This is a genomic window from Pseudomonas sp. P97.38 (assembly GCF_001269745.1).
Taxonomy (GTDB): Bacteria; Pseudomonadota; Gammaproteobacteria; order Pseudomonadales; family Pseudomonadaceae; genus Aquipseudomonas; species Aquipseudomonas chlororaphis_E.
The window spans coordinates 1-17,778 of sequence record NZ_LHVJ01000035.1 but is presented as its reverse complement, the minus strand read 5'-3'; the positions used below and the strand labels follow the sequence as shown (position 1 = coordinate 17,778).

14 protein-coding genes and 1 tRNA gene are annotated in these 17,778 nt (G+C 61.8%); 5 read left to right on the top strand and 10 right to left on the bottom strand.

From position 1 onward, the window contains the following. Nucleotides 1-7: 7 nt before the first annotated feature. Nucleotides 8-1,690 (bottom strand): NAD(P)/FAD-dependent oxidoreductase, encoded by a 1,683-nt coding sequence (locus AD664_RS26140; protein ID WP_053151389.1) that lies wholly within the window; start codon nucleotides 1,688-1,690, stop codon nucleotides 8-10. A gap of 304 nt (nucleotides 1,691-1,994) precedes the next feature. Between AD664_RS26140 and AD664_RS26135 the strand changes: the two genes are divergently transcribed. Together AD664_RS26135 and AD664_RS26130 are read left to right on the top strand one after the other, a co-directional pair. Next, nucleotides 1,995-2,360: a type II toxin-antitoxin system RelE/ParE family toxin gene (locus tag AD664_RS26135; protein WP_053151386.1), complete on the top strand. Its 366-nt coding sequence runs from the start codon at nucleotides 1,995-1,997 to the stop codon at nucleotides 2,358-2,360. Beyond that, a complete protein-coding gene (locus AD664_RS26130; protein WP_053151384.1) occupies nucleotides 2,353-2,664 on the top strand; it encodes an XRE family transcriptional regulator in 312 nt (103 codons plus the stop codon). Before AD664_RS26135 ends, AD664_RS26130 begins: the two co-directional genes overlap by 8 nt. A 105-nt stretch (nucleotides 2,665-2,769) precedes the next feature. Here the strand turns inward: AD664_RS26130 and AD664_RS26125 are convergent, their stop codons facing one another. The 7 genes from AD664_RS26125 to rpsU form a co-directional block, all read right to left on the bottom strand. Next, a complete protein-coding gene (locus AD664_RS26125; RefSeq protein WP_042729756.1) occupies nucleotides 2,770-3,231 on the bottom strand; it encodes an Lrp/AsnC family transcriptional regulator in 462 nt (153 codons plus the stop codon). Between the two features lie 35 nt (nucleotides 3,232-3,266). Next, complete coding sequence (locus AD664_RS26120; protein ID WP_053151579.1) at nucleotides 3,267-5,735, bottom strand: hypothetical protein; 2,469 nt, start codon at nucleotides 5,733-5,735, stop codon at nucleotides 3,267-3,269. A 43-nt stretch (nucleotides 5,736-5,778) separates the two neighbouring features. Next, nucleotides 5,779-5,855 (bottom strand) — tRNA-Ile (locus AD664_RS26115). 15 nt (nucleotides 5,856-5,870) lie between these two features. After that, the gene (locus tag AD664_RS26110; protein WP_053151383.1) at nucleotides 5,871-9,614 is read right to left on the bottom strand and encodes a bifunctional diguanylate cyclase/phosphodiesterase; all 3,744 of its coding nucleotides are present in this window, start codon (nucleotides 9,612-9,614) and stop codon (nucleotides 5,871-5,873) included. A 126-nt stretch (nucleotides 9,615-9,740) separates the two neighbouring features. Beyond that, nucleotides 9,741-11,588: an RNA polymerase sigma factor RpoD gene (rpoD, locus tag AD664_RS26105; protein WP_053151380.1), complete on the bottom strand. Its 1,848-nt coding sequence runs from the start codon at nucleotides 11,586-11,588 to the stop codon at nucleotides 9,741-9,743. Between the two features lie 67 nt (nucleotides 11,589-11,655). After that, nucleotides 11,656-13,614: a DNA primase gene (gene dnaG / locus AD664_RS26100; RefSeq protein WP_042729753.1), complete on the bottom strand. Its 1,959-nt coding sequence runs from the start codon at nucleotides 13,612-13,614 to the stop codon at nucleotides 11,656-11,658. Between the two features lie 477 nt (nucleotides 13,615-14,091). After that, nucleotides 14,092-14,307, bottom strand: a complete 216-nt coding sequence (gene rpsU / locus AD664_RS26095) for a 30S ribosomal protein S21 (protein WP_002551877.1) — start codon at nucleotides 14,305-14,307, stop codon at nucleotides 14,092-14,094. 199 nt (nucleotides 14,308-14,506) lie between these two features. On the opposite strand from rpsU, the gene tsaD reads away from it, so the two are divergent. Beyond that, nucleotides 14,507-15,532: a tRNA (adenosine(37)-N6)-threonylcarbamoyltransferase complex transferase subunit TsaD gene (tsaD, locus tag AD664_RS26090; RefSeq protein WP_053151378.1), complete on the top strand. Its 1,026-nt coding sequence runs from the start codon at nucleotides 14,507-14,509 to the stop codon at nucleotides 15,530-15,532. A gap of 51 nt (nucleotides 15,533-15,583) precedes the next feature. Here the strand turns inward: tsaD and plsY are convergent, their stop codons facing one another. Then, a complete protein-coding gene (gene plsY, locus AD664_RS26085; RefSeq protein ID WP_003206189.1) occupies nucleotides 15,584-16,153 on the bottom strand; it encodes a glycerol-3-phosphate 1-O-acyltransferase PlsY in 570 nt (189 codons plus the stop codon). 74 nt (nucleotides 16,154-16,227) lie between these two features. Between plsY and folB the strand changes: the two genes are divergently transcribed. Continuing rightward, the gene (gene folB / locus AD664_RS26080; RefSeq protein ID WP_018607238.1) at nucleotides 16,228-16,581 is read left to right on the top strand and encodes a dihydroneopterin aldolase; all 354 of its coding nucleotides are present in this window, start codon (nucleotides 16,228-16,230) and stop codon (nucleotides 16,579-16,581) included. Next, a complete protein-coding gene (gene folK / locus AD664_RS26075; RefSeq protein WP_053151375.1) occupies nucleotides 16,572-17,096 on the top strand; it encodes a 2-amino-4-hydroxy-6-hydroxymethyldihydropteridine diphosphokinase in 525 nt (174 codons plus the stop codon). The genes folB and folK overlap by 10 nt, the downstream gene beginning before the upstream one ends. Before the next feature lie 108 nt (nucleotides 17,097-17,204). Here the strand turns inward: folK and AD664_RS26070 are convergent. Beyond that, the coding region (locus tag AD664_RS26070; RefSeq protein ID WP_157061613.1) for a transposase at nucleotides 17,205-17,778 on the bottom strand (574 nt) is incomplete at its 5' end.

Sequence of the window (17,778 nt, the reverse complement as noted above, 5' to 3'; positions counted from 1 at the left end):
ACTCCTTTTATTCAGGCAGGGCGATCGGACCGATCTCATGGAACACATCGCCTGGACCCGGGTTCTCGGCGTGGGTCTTTCCGCCGAAGTGCTTCATGATTCCCCACACGGCATTGAGCGAGGTCTGTACCGCGCCTTCAACCCAGGCGGGTGTCCATGAGACGTCATCGCCGGCGATAAAGATCCCGCGTTGTTCAGCCGGCATGTCGTCCTGCATGAAATGCGCGTACATGCGCTGGTTATAGCGGTAGTGGCCGGGCAGGGCGCCCTTGAAGGCACCGAGGAAATGCGGGTCGGCTTCCCAGGACACGGTGATCGGATCGCCGATGATCCGTGCGGCGATGTCCACCTTGGGGTAGATTTTTTTCAGCGCGTCGAGGGCCAGCTTCACCCGTTTCTCCACCGGGTGCGGGAGCATCTTCAACGCATCGCTCATCCAGGAGTAGGACAGGCAGATCACCCCCGGCTTGTCGTCGCCGTTGTCGAACAGGTACGTGCCACGGGTCAGGCGATCGGTCAGGGTCATGCTCATCAGGTCGCGGCCGGTTTCCGGGTCCTTGTCCTTCCAGAACGGCCGGTCGACCATCACGAACGTCTTCGACGATTGCATGTAGCGGGTGCGGTCCAGGGCCATCCACATCTTCTGTGAGAACAGTGCCTCTTCGCATTCGATCTGGGTGGTCAGCAGCCAGCTCTGGCAGGTGACCAGTACGGCGGCATATTCGCGGGTGTCGCCCCAGACGTCCGTCACGCTGAAGCGATCGTTGGCGGCCCGGGCGATGCGCTTCACGCCGCTGCGCGGAGCGCCCAGGTGCAACGAACTCAGGCTGGTGCCCTGGGGCCAGTGCGCGCAGCGTTCCGGTACGTGCTTCCAGATGCCGTAGGGCACTTGCTCGACGCCACCGACGACCAGGTGCTGGTGATCGTCGCAGTTGGTCATCACCACGCGGAAAATTTCCAGCATCGAGTTGGGGAAGTCCGAATCCCAGCCACCCGTGCCGAAACCGACCTGGCCGAACACCTCGCGGTGTTGGAAAGAGAGTTTGGCGAAGGCCTTGGAAGTGGCCACGAAGTCGTAGAACGTGCGGTCATCCCACAGGGGGACGAGGGTGTTCCACAGTGCCTTGAGGCGCGGCACGTCGCGGTCGCGGATCGCCTGCTGGATCTCGCCGAAGCGCGAGCGATCCTCCAGGGCGTCGGCCCAGGCGTCCGCCACTTCCTGAAACAAGGCCGGCAGGTCGGCCATTTTCTCGGCGTAGTAGGTCTGGCCCTCGAGGTCGATGACCGTGCTGCCCGAGGCTGGGGTCAACGGGTTGGGAAACGGTTTGGTTTCCAGGCCCAGCTTGTCGACGTAGTGGTAGAACGCCGTGGAAGACACCGGGAAACGCATGCCGCCCAACTCGGCGATCACCCCTTCGGCGCCATTGAATGGTTGGGAGCGCAGCCGCCCACCCATTTTCGACGCTTCGTAGACCACGGGCTTGAGGCCCAGCTTCATCAATTCGTACGCCGCCACCAGCCCGGCGATCCCGGCCCCGACAATCGCCACCTCCGCACCCAGGTTCTCGGCAGGAATGCTCCCCAGCCCCGCCGGGTGCTCGATCCAGTCGTCAAAGGCGAATGGGAAGTCCGGCCCGAAGATAGTGATGGGTTTCTTACCGTCTGCTGGATGGCGATTGTGCTTGTTCATGGCGGACCTTGATGGGCGACTCGACGCGATGCTCGCGTCTGAGTATAGGAAAGATGCCAGCCATTCTAGGGAGTGGGAGATACGTTAATAAGACACAATATGTCGTCATTTTTATGTGTGGTCAGTCGATTAGTCGTGACAAACCATCGTAATGACGAAACCTGACCCTGTAGAAGCGTGAGGCCGGCAACGCTTTGTCGTCGAAACCCGTTTTAACAAATGCTGTGCATTCGGGGTCCTCGCGCAGTCATAGGAACGCCTAAGGTTATTCCCTTGAGGTTATATAACTTGGGTGGCATATTGAATGAAATGGGACGTTGAATACACCGACGAATTCGAGTTGTGGTGGCGCCAGCTCAGCGAGTCGGAGCAAGACTCCGTGCAGGTTTCGGTGATGTTGCTTGGGGATGTCGGGCCGCATTTGGGCTTTCCTCACACCAGCGATATCAGAGGGGCGCGGCATGGCAACCTGCGTGAGTTACGAGTGCAGCATGCAGGCAGGCCTTACCGGGTGCTCTACGCATTTGATCCGCGCCGCTGCGCGATTCTGCTGATCGGCGGAGATAAAACCGGTCAGGATCGCTGGTATCAGGAATACGTGCCCTTAGCTGAGCGTCTTTACAACGAGCACTTGGAAGCTTTGAAAACAGAGGGTTTTGACAATGGCTAAAAAGTTTGCCGATTTGGTATCACGCCGTTCGCCGCAATCCCAGGTGCGTGCGCAGGCTCTCTATCAAAAACTGCGTGCTGAAATGCCCTTGCATGAGTTGCGTCAGGCGCAGGCGTTAAGTCAGGACGCCCTGGCTAAAGCGTTGTGCATCAACCAGGCGGCGGTTTCCAAGATGGAGCGTCGCACTGATATGTACATCAGTACGCTACGCAACTACGTACGCGCCATGGGTGGGGAACTGGAGATTATCGCGACCTTTCCGGAGGGGCAGGTCCGGATCGAAAACTTTTCCCATCAGGCGTAGCGCTGCTGTGGGAGCGAGCCTGCTCGCGAAAGGCGCCTTTGAGCCACACAGGTATCGCCCGGCCTGGTGCAATCGCGAGCATCTGCGCGCTCACAACTGCGGGTTCTAGAGCGGCTGGCCCCGGTCGATCTTGCTGCTGAGGATGATCGAGGTGGTGGTCTTTTCCACGCCGTCCACGCTGCCGATCTGGTCCAGCAACTGGTCCAGCTGTTCTGGCGAGTCGGTGCGCAGCCAGGCCACGTAATCGAACTCGCCACTGACGGCACACAACTGCTGGACCTGGGCCATGGCGCTCAGGCGCCGCAGCACGTCCTTGCCGGAGCGCGGCTGGACCTTGATGCCGACGTAGGCCTGCAAGCCGCCATCAATCAGCCGCTGGCCGAGGCGCACGCCGTATCCGGTGATGACCTTGGTCTTTTCCAGGCGCGCCAGTCGTGAGGTCACGGTCGTCCGGGCGATGCCCAGTTGCCGGGCGAGCATGGCGACGCTTTCCCGGGCATTGATTTGCAGGGCCGCGATCAGTTGGCGGTCGATTTCGTCGAGGACGGGAGGGCGGGTGTCAGCCAAGGCGGGCTCCGGCGTGGGCGTTGTGGGCGAACATGTTACAGGTTCTCTGGCTGGAAATAGCCGATGGCCGGTAATGTCAGCGCGCGCCAGGCAGGCGCCAAGTGTGTTTGCGTGGCCCTGAGCCAGATACCGTCCTGGCAGACCAGCGGTTCAATCGGCAATTGCAGCAGCGCGGTCAGCGGCAAGGACTGCACGGAGCCCGGGTCATCATCGTCCTCGGCTGCCCAATCCCGTTCGAAACACCGGACTTGCACATGATCGTTGCCGAAGCGTTCGAACAGCGGACGGTTGCCCAGCCATTGCGGGTGTACCCGCAGCGTGTGTTCCTGGACATCGAGCAGCAGCAACTGCCAGCCTCGATAGCGGCCACAAAGCTCGGTTACATCTGTCGCCATGCGGGTCAGGGCGAGATAGCGGCCTTTCGGTGACCAGATCATTGAAGGCGCCAGCTCGTTCAGCGCGCAGCCAGAGGCTGTCAGCAGGTGGCCGCCGAGCCGTGGCGAGCTGGCGCGGATCCAGCTGTCGCCGTACTCCGTTTCACTGCCGAACAGCCAGGCGGCGTCCTGGTCTCCCGGTGCGGGCTGGATAAAATCGCCGTCGGCGTTGGCCACCTGGGGGCGATCCACTCGGCGCCAGGGCGCGACGCTGTGTAGCTGAGAGCCGGTCACGCGCAGCTCTACGGCGTTGTAGAACAGCCGGGATCGCTCGTCAGGATGAAAGAACGACGGATCGCTGCCGACCGGTGGCGCAGGGATGTCGAAGCGTTGCAGTGCATTGCCTTCAAGGTGCTGGCCCAGGCGGCCGGCAATCGTCGCCAGGCTCAGCAGGCCATTACGGAAATCAAGCACGCGGGCCACCCACAGGGGCGGTCCTTGCAACAGGCTACGTGCCTGCACATCGACCACCACCGCGTGGGTGGCCAACGTCATCGTTTCGGCAAAAGGCAACAGCGCCAGATACCGTCCGCAGTCCGACACCCGATGATCCAGCAGCCAGCGCCCAGGCAGTTGCCAGTCACCGATCTGGCAACGATAAGCGCCCATGCCGGCGTGATTGTCGGTCAGCCAGGTCAGGTGGGCGCAGAGGCCACCCAGCAACGGCTGTGTCTCGATGAACGCGTCACCGCGTCGGCCCTCACTGTCCAACGGCAGCGCGATGCTCATCCGGGTCAACTGAAACTCGGCCACCTGCACGCGACCCTGGGCATCGTGACCTGCCTGGGTTTCGGTATCGCCGTGGATGCTGTCGAGGCGGTAGCCATGCCGGCCAAGGGACGGGCGTGGGTAATCCAGGTACGCACCTATGCGCACATGATGGGCGTCGAGACCGAGCACGTCGTTCCAGTAAAAGGATGGCTCAACGTCATGCTTCACCCAGGGCGAGGGAAGGGCGCGCCAGCCCTGGTCGGCGTGCCACAACCAGTACCGGTCGCCCTCGGAATTGTCGCCCTGCTCCCGGGCCTGGCACACCAGGGCGCGCTGATCGGAGCTCCAGACAATGGCCGTATCGGCGCCCATCAACAGGCCGGAGGGCTGCTCATTGACGCTGATGGCATAGCGCGGTGATACCAGCGGCGCCAAGGGTTGGGGCAGGTCGCGAAACGCCGGAGGCAGTGAAAGCCTGCCCGTCAGGCAGTGTTGCCCGTCGGCAGAGCGGCGCTCGATCGTGTGCGCGATAGCGTCCGGGTAACTGCCAGGTTCCAGCCAGAGGTCGGCGACGGCTACCAGTTCGGCGACGCGGGCGGTTTGCAGCAATTGATCGAGCGGGGCCTGGCGGGCGCTATCGTCCACCAGCGGGCTGTGGCGACCCGTCAGCCCGTTGAGGTCCAGCGCGTCCAATTCCCAGAACTCGCTGTTGTCGCAGCGATAGACCCGCCGCTGCTGGCGGTCAAGCACGACCAACCCCCAAGCCTGCCGGGACGGTACGGTTGCCGCAAAGTAATGTCCATCCGCCGAGAACACCGCCGAAGACCCGAGACCTAGCAACAGCACACCGTCGGGGAATAGGTAGTCGCAATAGGTCGGGCCCCCCATCGCGATTTCACTGTGATTGAACGTCCGGATCGGCTCGCCCTCGGGCGTCAACTGTGGCTCGCCGCCACCCCAGGCACTCGGGCCCTTGACCGGTTCCACCACCAGGCCAAGGCGCCGTTCCCAGGTGCTGACACCGGCGAGCCCGCCGATGATCGCGACGATCGCCGCCAGGATGCCCCACCACTCTGGCAGCGCCCTGCCCAGGCTGAAGCCCAGGCCAAACACCGCGCCAATCGTCAATCGGGCCAGGCCCCGGGCGATTGAAGGAGAGCCCAGGCGCACCGCCAGACCCATCGACAGGCCGAGCAACAGCACCGTCAGCAAGGCCAACGCCGGCGGCATCACCGTGACGAAAAAGGCCGGCACCACCAGGATGCCCAGTTGCCAGAACAGATCGAGAAACAGTCGGGGGAGGCTGGGGCTGGCGATGATGGGCGTCTCTGGGAGGGGAGGGAGGAACGAGGCAACCACCCTCTCAAAAACGCAAAAGCCGCGCAATGCGCGGCTTTCAATTTGGTGGGCCCACACGGACTCGAACCGTGGACCAAAGGATTATGAGTCCTCTGCTCTAACCAACTGAGCTATAGGCCCTCAGTAGGCCGCGGATTATAGCGACGGTTTCTCGGCTGTGCTATCCGAATAATCCGATACGGTCACACGCAGAAACGTGGCGGCGAACTCGGCGGCGCACAGTGGCAGGCTGACGATGTAACCCTGGATTTGTTCGCAACCTTCTTCGGTGAGGAACTGCTGTTGGGCCAGGGTCTCGACGCCCTCGGCGATGATGGTGAATTGCATGCTGCGGCCCAGGGCGATGATGGCCCGGACGATGGCGGCGTCGTGGGGGTCGTCGGGCAGGCCGCGGACGAAGGACTGGTCGATCTTGAGGATGTCCAGCGGCAGACGCTTGAGGTAGCTCAGGGAGGAATAACCGGTGCCGAAGTCGTCGATGGCCAGTTGTACGCCGAGTTTTTTCAGTTGGTGCAGCACCATCAGGGCTTCTTCGGCCTGGCTCATGATGAAGTTTTCGGTAATTTCCAGTTGCAACAGGCCCGGTTCGAGCTGGTTCTCCCGCAACAATTGTTCGATGCGCCCCAGCAGGTTGGGTTGACGCAGTTGGGCGCCGGCCAGGTTGACCGACAACGGGCCGAGGCTTTCGTAGGTGCTGTTCCATTCGCACAGTTGCCGACACGCGCGCTCCAGTACCCAATCGCCGATCTGCAGGATCATGCCGTTTTCTTCGGCCAGGGGAATGAAGTGCTCCGGCGGCACGTCGCCAAACGTCGGGTGGTACCAGCGAATCAGCGCCTCGGCCCCCACCAGTCGGTTGTCGGCGAGGCTGATTTTCGGCTGGAAGGACAGCGACAGTTCATTGCGCTCGATCGCCCGGCGCAGCTCGTGCTCCAGGGCCACGCGCTCGCTGGCCTGGGCAGTGAGGTCGCGGGTGTAGCTTTCCACCCGGTTGCGGCCCTTGGCCTTGGAGCGGTACATCGCCGCGTCGGCGTTCTTGACCAGCGTGGCAACGTCGCAACCGTCCTGTGGATAAAGACTGGTGCCGATGCTGGCGCTGATGAAGAACTCGTGTTCGCCGGCCTGGAATGGCGCGGTAAAACAGTTCAACAGCTTTTGGGCGATGTGCTCGGCATCGCTGGGTTGCTGCAAGCCGGGCAGCAGGATGATGAACTCGTCGCCGCCCAGGCGAGCCACGGTGTCGATATCACGCAGTTGCTCGCGCAAGCGCACGGCGATGCCCTTGAGCAGCAGGTCGCCGACCGGGTGCCCGAGGCTGTCGTTGATGTGCTTGAAACGGTCCAGGTCGAGAAACAGCACCGCGCCCTGGCCACCTTGCTCCTGCTGGCTGGTCAAGGCTGTCAGCAGGCGGCTTTCGAACAGGGTGCGATTCGGCAGGCCGGTAAGCGGGTCGTGGTGAGCCTGGTAATCAAGCCGGGCCTGGGCATGCTTGAGGCTGGATATGTCGGCAAACACCGCCACGAAATGGGTGATCTGTTGTTCCCGGTTGCGCACCGCGCTGATGGTCAGCCAGCTGGGGTACAGCTCGCCGTTCTTGCGCCGGTTGGAGATCTCCCCCTGCCAGTGCCCCTCCGCCGTCAACTGGTGCCACATCGCGGCGTAGAACGCGCTGTCATGCAGGCCGGACGCCAGCAGGCGCGGTGTATGGCCCAAGGCTTCGGTCTCGCTGTAGCCGGTGATTTCGGTAAAGGCGCGGTTCACGGCGCTGATGTGTTGTTGCGTATCGGTGATCAACACGCCTTCGGCGGTGCTTTCGAACACGGTGGCCGCCTGTTGCAGCTTTTCCTGCATCAAGTGGCGTTCGGTGATGTCCCGGGCGATGGTCAGCATGCAGTCGTCGTCGCCGATGGGCAGCGGTCGGCTGGAGACTTCGCAGAGCCGGATCTGCCCGTCATTGCGCCGGATATGGCAACTGAAATCCCGCACGAAACCGTCACGCTGCAACAGGTCGAGCATCTGTTTGCGTTCGTTGAGATTGACCCAGATGCCGAGGTCCAGGGTCGAGCGGTCCACCGATAAGGCACTGTTGAAGCCGGTGATACGGCTGAAGCCTTCGTTGACCTCGATCAGCAGGCCGTCGCTTTGCCGGGACAGCAGCAAGCCATCCGGTGACGCGTGGAACGCCTTGGCAAACTTCTCTTCGGAGGTCTGCAACTGTTGCTGGGTTTCCTTCAACTGGCTGATGTCACGCACTACCACGACCAGGGCCGGCGTGGTGTCGAGGTCAAACGGCTCGGCGGAAATCAGCCCGGTGAACGCCTGGCCGTTGCTGCGGCGAAAGGGCATCTCCAGATTGCGGATGCTTCCGGCCTGCAGGCGCTGCAACAGACTCGGCCCCACCCCCTGGATGCCCCAGATGTCGAGGTCGGTCGCGGTCCGACCCACCACCTCGGCGGCGCTCAGGCCGATCTGCTCCTCGAAAGCGCTGTTGACCTCCAGCAGGCAGCCGTCGAGCAGGCGTGCAATCACCAGAATGTCTGGGCACTGGCGGAACACCGAGGCGAATTTCTGTTCGGACAGGCGCAAGGCTTCCTCGGTGCGCTTGGCCTCGCTGATGTCGATCATCAGCCCGCGCATCACGGGTTCATGGGCATGTTCGATCAGGCTGACGATGTCGCGCACCCACAGGCAGCGGCCGTCGGCGGTGAGTACGCGGTAATCGATGCAATGGTCGCGGCCGGCGAGCACTTCCTGGTTGCAATAGGTCTCGGCCCGGGTCAGGTCGGCCGGGTGAATGATATTGCGCCAGAACCCCGGGATCAGCCAGTGGGCGAGGGGGTAGCCCAGCAGTTCTTCGGCGTGGGGGGACACGTAGCTGTAGGTGAAGTCGCTGACCCGGGCCTCCCAGGCAATGGCCGACAGGCTTTCCACCAGTCCGCGGTAATGATATTCGCTGCTGCGCAACTCCTGCTCCAGCTCGACGCGCCGGGCGATCTCCGAGCTGAGACGACGGTTGATGCGAATCACCACCGCCAGGATGCCAACCAAGAGCAGCAGAGCCGGCAGGCCGTAGACCACCAGGTCAGACCAGAACTGGCGGTAATCATGCACATTGCCGACCCATTTCGCCTGGATCTCGCTGATCTGGGCCGGGCTCATGTCAGCCAGGACCTTGTCCAGGATGCCCACCAGGATCTTGCTGTCCCGTGGGACGGCCATCGCCAATTGGTAGCGGTAGGGCGTTTCCCCGCTGACATAAAGGCCTTCGAGCTTGAGTTGGCGCAGGCTCCAGACGCTGGAAGCCAGGTCGCCGACTACGGCGTCCACCTCGTCGGTCGCCAGGGCTTGCAGGGCTGAGCTGACGTTGGGCAGCGCCACCAGGTTCAGGTCGGGGTGATGATTGCGCAACAGTTCGTGGGGGGCGTAGTTCTCGACCACGGCGATTTTCAACCCGTACAGGTCTTCCAGTTTATGGGGTTGGGCGCCGCCGCGGTGGGCCAGGATGACAATGGGGAAGTCGAGGTAGGGACGGGTGAAGGCCAGGTAATTCTGGCGTTCGGGAGTGGACATGATGCCCGGCAGAAGGTCGATCTTGCCCTGTACGACCTGCTCCAGCACCTCCGTCCAGGTGGCCGGCTCGATCGGGACGATCTTGATGGCCAGCCGCTCGCGGAGGATGTCGACGTAGTCGGCCGCCAGGCCCTGGTAACGGCCCTGGTCGTCGCGAAACTCAAACGGCGGCCAGGAGGCATCGATGCCCAGGCGCAGGTCGGGATGGTCCTTGAGCCAGCGTTGCTCCTCGTCGGTGAGCGTGAACGCGCCAGCTGTTGCGGTCCATGTCATCAATGACAACAAAAGCGCGGCCGTCAGTCTGGGCATCACTGTCTCGTCAATGGTTCGGGGAGGATGTTTCGAGTGTAGACGGCCAACAGGGCGGGGAGGGCGTAACGGAGGGTTTTTATCGACACATGGCAAAACCCCCGGCAGGGCCGGGGGTTTTGGGGGTCACTCGTCGAGGAAGGAACGCAGATGTTCGCTTCGCGTCGGGTGGCGCAGTTTGCGCAACGCCTTGGCTTCGATCTGACGGATCCGCTCACGGGTCACATCGAACTGCTTACCGACTTCCTCAAGGGTGTGGTCGGTATTCATGTCGATGCCGAAGCGCATGCGCAGTACCTTGGCTTCACGTGCGGTGAGGCCCGAGAGTACTTCGCGGGTCGCTTCCTTGAGGCTCTCTACGGTGGCGACATCGATCGGCGACTGCATGGTGGAGTCTTCGATGAAGTCACCCAGATGGGAGTCTTCGTCATCACCGATCGGGGTTTCCATGGAGATCGGCTCTTTGGCGATCTTCAGTACCTTGCGGATCTTGTCCTCAGGCATTTCCATGCGTTCGCCCAGCTCTTCCGGCGTCGGTTCGCGACCCATTTCCTGCAGCATCTGCCGGGAAATACGGTTGAGCTTGTTGATCGTCTCGATCATGTGCACCGGGATACGGATGGTGCGGGCCTGGTCGGCGATCGAGCGAGTGATCGCCTGACGGATCCACCACGTGGCATAGGTCGAGAACTTGTAGCCACGACGGTATTCGAACTTGTCCACCGCTTTCATCAGGCCGATGTTGCCTTCCTGGATCAGGTCGAGGAATTGCAGGCCGCGGTTGGTGTACTTCTTGGCGATGGAGATCACCAGACGCAAGTTCGCTTCAACCATCTCTTTCTTCGCACGGCGGGCCTTGGCCTCACCGATGGACATGCGACGGTTGATGTCCTTGATTTCCGCAATGCTCAGGCCGGTCTCGGTTTCCAGCGCGCTCAGTTTCTGCTGGCAGCGCACGATATCCGGTTGCAGGCGGGCGATGGCTTCGGCGTACTTGCTTTTGCCTTTGGCCAGTGCGTCGGTCCAGCTTTCGTCGACTTCGTTGCCGGGGAACTGACGCAGGAAGTCGGCACGCGGCATGCGGGCATCACGCACGCACAGTTGCATGATCGCGCGCTCTTGCTGACGCAGGCGATCCAGGGCGCTGCGAACACGCTCGACCAGGCCTTCGAATTGCTTCGGTACCAGCTTGATCGGCATGAACAGCTCGGCCAGGGCCAACAGTTCGGCAATCGCCGCCTTGTTGTTGCGACCGTGCTTCTTCAGCGCCTTGCGGGTGATTTCCATCTGGTCGGCCACAGCGCCGAAACGCTGTGCAGCGATGATCGGATCCGGACCGCTTTCGGCTTCTTCTTCGTCTTCACCGGCTTCGGCGTCTTCGTCATCGTTGTCGTCGTCAGCCTTGGCGGCTTTCGCGTCGATCGGTGGCGGCACTTCGGCGGCAGGCGGCGCGATGCCGTCGTCCGGGTCGATGTAGCCGCTCAGGACGTCGGACAGGCGGCCACCTTCGGTGGTGACGCGGTTGTACTCGGAAAGAATATGGTCAACCGTGCCAGGGAAGTGCGCGATTGCGCCCATCACTTCACGGATGCCTTCTTCAATACGCTTGGCGATTTCGATCTCGCCTTCACGTGTGAGGAGTTCTACCGTACCCATTTCGCGCATGTACATGCGCACCGGGTCGGTGGTGCGACCAATGTCGGTCTCGACCGCCGCCAGCGCTGCGGCTGCTTCTTCAGCGGCCGCCTCGTCGGTATCGGCGTCGGCCAGCATAAGGGCATCCTTATCTGGCGCAACCTCGAATACGTTGATCCCCATGTCGTTGATCATGCGGATGATGTCTTCCACCTGTTCCGGATCTGAAATATCCTCCGGCAGGTGGTCGTTGACCTCCGCGTAAGTCAGGTAGCCCTGCTCACGACCCAATAGGATCAACTCTTTGATACGAGACTGCTGTTGCGCTTTTCCGGACATAACACCCTATCCACTGAAGGTCTTGGCGGGCAAAAAACAAGCCGAGGATTATACCTGAGCTGTGACCTCACGCGCCAGTTGAGGTCGGGTTTGATGCGCAAACATTGCGGCTGAGTAGGTCGCGCAATTGGTTTTTCTCTTCGCTGGTCAGCTCGCTCTGGCGAGCTTTTCGCAGAAGTTGTTCCAGGTTTCGCTCGCGTTGGCGGGCGGACAAGCTAGTAATGGTGTCGAAAAACTGTTGTTCAAGGTTGTCTCCGTCAATCAGCCACTCCTTCTCGGCCAGGGCCTTCAACAGGCGCCCCTGCTCGGTGCCGTGCCACCTCGCGATCAACTGGAAAGAGTTTAGCCTGGGGTTCTTCTGCACGGCCTCGAGGAGGGCGACCAGCAATTGCGTATTGCTGTGGTCCTCGGCGGCGAAATGCCCGGCGTCCTCGACTTTCTCGGCCAGTTGCGGGTGATGCAGCAAGGTGCGCAACGCGGCCAGTGTTGGTGGTTCGACGGCGGCCGGGACCCGCGGGGCACGTGGCTGGTCGCGATCGCCGCGCTTGCCGTTCTTGTCCCAGGGTTTCTTGTCCCATTTCTTGCCGCCGCTGCCGGGCTTCTTCGGTGTCCACTCCTGCTGGGGAGCGTAATCCTGCTGGGGTTGATGATAGTCGGCGAAGTCCGGCATCGCGTCGTAGTCGATGCCCGGGTCGTAGGCCGGCGGGGCCTCCTGGGGTGCGCTGTGGACCAGTTGATTGACCGCCTCGCTGTTGAGGCCGGTGATCTCGGTCAGGCGCTGGCGCATCAGGATGCGCAGGTTGGCCCCTGGCACCTTGTCGATCAGTGGCGCCGCGAGGGTGGCCATGTGGGCCTTGCCTTCGAGGGAGCGCGGATCGGCTTCTTCTGTCAGTTGCTGGAAAAAATAATCGGCCAGCGGCTGTGCGTGCTGGTTGATCCGCGCGCGGAAGGCATCCGTACCTTCGGAACGCACCAGGGTGTCCGGGTCCTCGCCTTCGGGCAGGAACAGGAAGCGGGCACGCCGTCCGTCCTGCAGGCAGGGCAGGGTAGCCTCCAGCGCGCGCCAGGCGGCGTTGCGACCGGCCTGGTCGCCATCGAAGCAAAACAGCACGTTGGGTACGACGCGGAACAGGCGCTTCATGTGTTCTTCGCTGGTGGCCGTACCCAGGGTCGCGACGGCGTTACGCAGGCCTTGCTGGGCCAGCGCGATCACGTCCATGTAGCCTTCGACGACGATGATTTCGTCGAGGTTGCGGTTGTTCTTGCGAGCCTCGTACAGGCCGTAGAGTTCCTGGCCTTTATGGAAAACCGGGGTTTCCGGGGAGTTCAGGTACTTGGGCTTGTCGTCCCCCAGGACCCGGCCGCCAAAGGCGATGATCCGCCCGCGGGTATCGCGGATCGGAAACATCACCCGGTCGCGGAAGCGGTCATAGCGCTTGCCGGTCTCGGCGTTTTCGATCAACAGGCCGGCGTCGATCATGGCGCGTTGTTGCAACGTGTCGCTGCTCAAGTGCTTGTACAGGTTGTCCCAGCCCGGCGGGGCAAAACCGAGCCCGAAGTCCCGGGCGATTTCGCCGGTCAGGCCGCGTCCCTTGAGATAGTCCACCGCCGCCTTGCGCGCGGGATGGCTCTTGAGTGCCTGGCGATAGAACTCGGCCGCCGCTGTCAGCAGGGGATACAGCGGCGAATCGGTCGGTTGGCGGGGCTTGTGCTGCCGGCCGCTTTCCTCGCGAGGGATTTCCATGCCGGCGGCCTTGGCCAGTTCCTCGACGGCCTGGGGAAACTCCAGGTTGTCGTGGTCCATCAGGAAGCCGAGGGCATTGCCGCCCGCGCCGCAGCCGAAGCAGTAGTAGAACTGCTTGTCGGGGCTGACGCTGAAGGACGGGGTTTTTTCCTTGTGGAACGGGCAGCAGGCCGTGTAGTTCTTGCCCGCTTTCTTCATCTGCACGCGAGAGCTGACCACATCGACGATGTCGGTGCGGTTCAGGAGGTCGTCAATAAAGCTCTGGGGAATCAGCCCGGCCATGGCGTTCTCATCATCACTGCGCGAAATAGGAGCCCGGAATCAACAGGCGTAACCGGGGCTTGGTTTGAGACACGGTAAATCGGTGGCTCGACCGGGTTGTCTGCATCATCGCTGTTGGGAAGTGTATCTGCCGAAAATCCACTGACGTTAATGACAATCAGTATCTGACGGTTTGAATAAGTGTGCTGAGTCCGGTAACGGCCGGTCAGGCCTCGGATAGCTCATGAAGCGGGCACGCAAGCAGGTGCCTTGGGCTGATCGTCGTTAGAGGAATCAGGGTGTGCTCGTCAGTAGCCTTGGAAGGCTCGTCAGAAGAGACGTGCACCGCTGGCAAAAGAGCCAGGTCTGACGCAGTGAAGCAGATTGTCGCGGTCGCGTCTGCGGCTTTGACGGTGAAGCATCAAGCGTTTTCCGCAAATGCCATAAGCCCGGCTTGAGGGCCGGGCTTGGCAGAAGCTTGCTACGAACGTCTGTGTATTAGTACAGACGTACGGCGCGGCGCTGTTCGCGCTGAACTTTCTTGGCGTGACGCTTAACAGCGGCTGCTGCCTTGCGCTTACGCTCAGAAGTCGGCTTCTCGTAGAATTCGCGGCTACGAACTTCAGCCAGAACACCGGCTTTTTCGCAGGAGCGCTTGAAACGACGCAGAGCTACGTCGAAGGGTTCGTTCTCTTTTACTTTGACGGCTGGCATCCAGAGCTACCTTCATTCATTACCGGGGTCAACATCCTCGCGGCAAAAGAGCACTTGAAGACGTCGGTTTTTAAGGGTTGCGGATGTTAACCCCTCAACGCTCGGAATGCAAAGCCTCTGATCGAAAACCGCTGGTCGGGGCACAACGCGGCGACTATTATGCGCGCCTTCGAATTCAGCCGCTACAAGGCGCAAACCCATGCTAGTACTGGGACTGGAAACTTCCTGCGACGAAACCGGTGTCGCCCTCTACGACAGTGAGCGCGGCCTGCTGGCCGATGCATTGTTCAGTCAGATCGACCTGCACCGTGCCTACGGCGGGGTGGTGCCCGAGCTTGCTTCGCGCGACCACGTCAAGCGCATGCTGCCCTTGATCCGCCAGGTCCTGGCCGCAGCCGACTGCGTGCCGACCGAGATCGACGCCATTGCCTACACCGCCGGCCCGGGGCTGGTGGGGGCGCTGCTGGTGGGCGCGTCCTGTGCCCAGGCGCTGGCCTTTGCCTGGGGTATTCCGGCCCTGGGCGTGCACCACATGGAAGGCCATTTGCTGGCTCCGATGCTGGAGGCGCAGCCGCCGGAGTTTCCGTTCGTCGCTTTGTTGGTATCGGGCGGTCATACGCAACTGATCCGGGTCGATGGCATCGGCCACTACGAGCTGCTCGGCGAGACCCTTGACGACGCCGCCGGCGAAGCCTTCGACAAAACCGCGAAAATGATGGGCCTCAATTACCCTGGTGGCCCGGAAATCTCCCGCCTGGCGGCCCAAGGTGTCGACGGACGTTTCGTATTCCCGCGCCCGATGTGCGACCGGCCCGGCCTCGATTTCAGTTTCAGTGGCCTGAAAACCTTCGCCCTGAACACCTGGCAGCAATGCGTCAGCGCTGGTGACGACGGCGAACAAGCCCGTTGCGACATCTCGCTGGCGTTCCAGCAGGCCGTGGTAGAGACTTTGACCATCAAGTGCAAGCGCGCCCTGAAGCAGGCCGGGCTCAAGCGGTTGGTGATTGCCGGCGGGGTGAGTGCGAACAAGGCCTTGCGCGCATCGCTGGAGAAAATGCTTGGCGACATGAAGGGCGACGTTTACTACGCCCGGCCGGAGTTCTGCACCGATAACGGCGCGATGATCGCCTTTGCCGGCTGCCAACGCCTGCAGGTCGGCCAGCAGGAAAGCCTGGCGATCAGCGTGCAGGCGCGTTGGCCGATGGAGCAGTTGTCGCCGTTGTAGGGCGTCGGGGGCGAGGGTGTGGAAGATCCCGTGGGTTTTTTCCTGCACCGCCTAGAAATGTCGTTCGCGCCCGGCGAACAGGTCGCGTAGATTGCCCCGGTGGCGCCAGACAATCAGTGCCACCAACGCTGTCATTGGCAGCAACGCGGCCGGTTCCTGCCAGGCCAGCAGCGGCAGGGTCAGCGGTGTGGCGATCAATGCTGCCAGGGAGCTGGTGCGGGTCAGGTAGAACGTCAGCAGCCAGGCGCACACCGCCAGCAGGGCCGCGGGCGGGTACAGGCCCAGCAGCATGCCGGCGGCGGTGGCGACACCCTTGCCGCCGCGAAAGCGAAAATACAGCGGGAACAGGTGGCCGATCACGGCGCACACGCCGATCCAGGCCTGTTGTTGCAACGAGAGCCCTGCAAGGCTGGCAATCAGTACGGGTACAAGGCCTTTGCAGAGGTCGCCAAGCAGGGTCAGGATGGCGAGTTTGCGTCCGGCCAGGCGCAGCATGTTGGTGGCGCCGGCATTGCCTGAGCCACTCATTCGCGGATCCGGGCGACCGGTGAGGCGGCTGAGCAAAATGGCGAAGGACAGCGAGCCGAGCAGGTAGGCGAGAATCGCCAGTAACCAAAACATGCTAACTATTCCGGGCGAGGACGCCCTGATTCTAACGGCGCATTGCGCCCTTGTCGTGCTGCGGAGAAGAGTGCTTGGACAGAGTGTTTATCGAGGGCCTGGAAGTCGACACGGTAATCGGTGCCTACGACTGGGAGCGAGGCATCCGACAGTGTCTGCGACTCGACCTGAGTTTTGCCTGGGATAACCGTCCGGCCGCCGCAGGCGATGACCTGACCCTGGCGCTCGACTACGCCAGCGTATCGTCGCGTATCCAGGCGTTTGCCGAGCAAGCCCAGTTCCAACTGGTTGAAACCTTTGCCGAACGACTGGCCCAGGCGCTCATGGACGAATTCAAGATCACCTGGCTGAGGCTGAAAGTGACCAAGCCTGGCGCCGTCCCGGCGGCCAGCGGTGTTGGCGTGGAGATCGAGCGCGGATGTCGCTGACTCAGGTTTTTCTCGGGCTCGGCAGCAATATCGAGCGCGAGACCCATTTGCGCGCCGGTCTCGAAGCCCTGGCGGGTTTTCTGGTGGATATTCATTGTTCGGCCGTGTTCGAGAGCCAGCCGGTGGGTATCAAGAGTGGGCCATTCTTCAACTTCGTCGTATCGGCCTTCACCGATTTGCCGCTGATGGAGCTGGATCGCCGCCTCAAGTTCATCGAGGCTGACAACGGCCGTTATGCTCCCGACCGCAAGGGGCTGCCGCTGGATATCGACGTGTTGCTCTATGGCGAACAGGTCGGCAACTTCGATGGCTTGGTGCTACCGCGGGCGGAAATCCTCAAGAATGCCTTTGTCCTCTGGCCCCTGTCGTTGATTGCGCCGGATCGGGTGCACCCTGGTGTCGGCAAGAGTTTCGCCACGCTGTGGGACGAAGCCCAGATCGATCAGGTGCTGGCGCCGGTGGCCTTCGAATGGCGAGGGCAGCCGCTTACGCCTTCAGCCCTGCTGCGTCCCTGATAGCGTCATCGCGAACAAACTCGCTCCCACAGCGATGGGTCGTGTCCACGGCGTTTGGCTTTGCCGCAGATCCTCTTGTGGGAGCAACTGTCTTACCTCTGCCACCCGTCACCGCCATTCAGTGCCGTCTCGAAGCATGGCATTCAGTCTGATTAGCAATATTCGCATGCAGGCGATGAGCGCGACTTTCGCGCTCTTGCCTCGCCCTCGAAGTGCTTCGTACCGGGCCTTGAAGTCGGCGTGATAGCGGATGACAACCCAGCACGACATATAAAGCGCACGTCTGACCCGCGCTCTTCCTCCGTAAATCTGACGTTTGCCGCTGTGATTGCCACTGTCGTCGTTGTAGGGGGCGATTCCCGCCAGGGCCGCGATCTCTCTGCGATCAAGCTCACCGAGCTCAGGCAGGTAAACCAACAAACTAGCAGTCGCCACAGTGCCGATCCCTTTAACTGATGTGAGTCGGTCGGCTTTCTCCGCATCCAGCTTACGCATGCTTTGATTAATGGCTTTGCCAAACTGCTTGATTTGGATTTGCAGGTAGCGAATATGATCTTTGATCACCTCGATAACCGCCGGAAGCTGAGCCTGCTGTAGTCGGCGCTTGTTGTCATCTCGTTGCTGGACGAAGTGTTCGCGCAGCTGAATCAGCTCCCGCAGTGCTTCACGCTCAGGTGAAATG

Excerpts from the sequence above, each read along its gene's own strand:
- tsaD (WP_053151378.1), top strand. The coding sequence starts at position 14,507 with ATGCTAGTACTGGGACTGGAAACTTCCTGCGACGAAACCGGTGTCGCC.
- folK (WP_053151375.1), top strand. The coding sequence starts at position 16,572 with ATGTCGCTGACTCAGGTTTTTCTCGGGCTCGGCAGCAATATCGAGCGC.
- AD664_RS26110 (WP_053151383.1), bottom strand. The coding sequence starts at position 9,614 with ATGCCCAGACTGACGGCCGCGCTTTTGTTGTCATTGATGACATGGACC.
- plsY (WP_003206189.1), bottom strand. The coding sequence starts at position 16,153 with ATGTTTTGGTTACTGGCGATTCTCGCCTACCTGCTCGGCTCGCTGTCC.
- AD664_RS26140 (WP_053151389.1), bottom strand. The coding sequence starts at position 1,690 with ATGAACAAGCACAATCGCCATCCAGCAGACGGTAAGAAACCCATCACT.
- rpoD (WP_053151380.1), bottom strand. The coding sequence starts at position 11,588 with ATGTCCGGAAAAGCGCAACAGCAGTCTCGTATCAAAGAGTTGATCCTA.
- rpsU (WP_002551877.1), bottom strand. The coding sequence starts at position 14,307 with ATGCCAGCCGTCAAAGTAAAAGAGAACGAACCCTTCGACGTAGCTCTG.
- dnaG (WP_042729753.1), bottom strand. The coding sequence starts at position 13,614 with ATGGCCGGGCTGATTCCCCAGAGCTTTATTGACGACCTCCTGAACCGC.
- AD664_RS26135 (WP_053151386.1), top strand. The coding sequence starts at position 1,995 with ATGAAATGGGACGTTGAATACACCGACGAATTCGAGTTGTGGTGGCGC.
- AD664_RS26130 (WP_053151384.1), top strand. The coding sequence starts at position 2,353 with ATGGCTAAAAAGTTTGCCGATTTGGTATCACGCCGTTCGCCGCAATCC.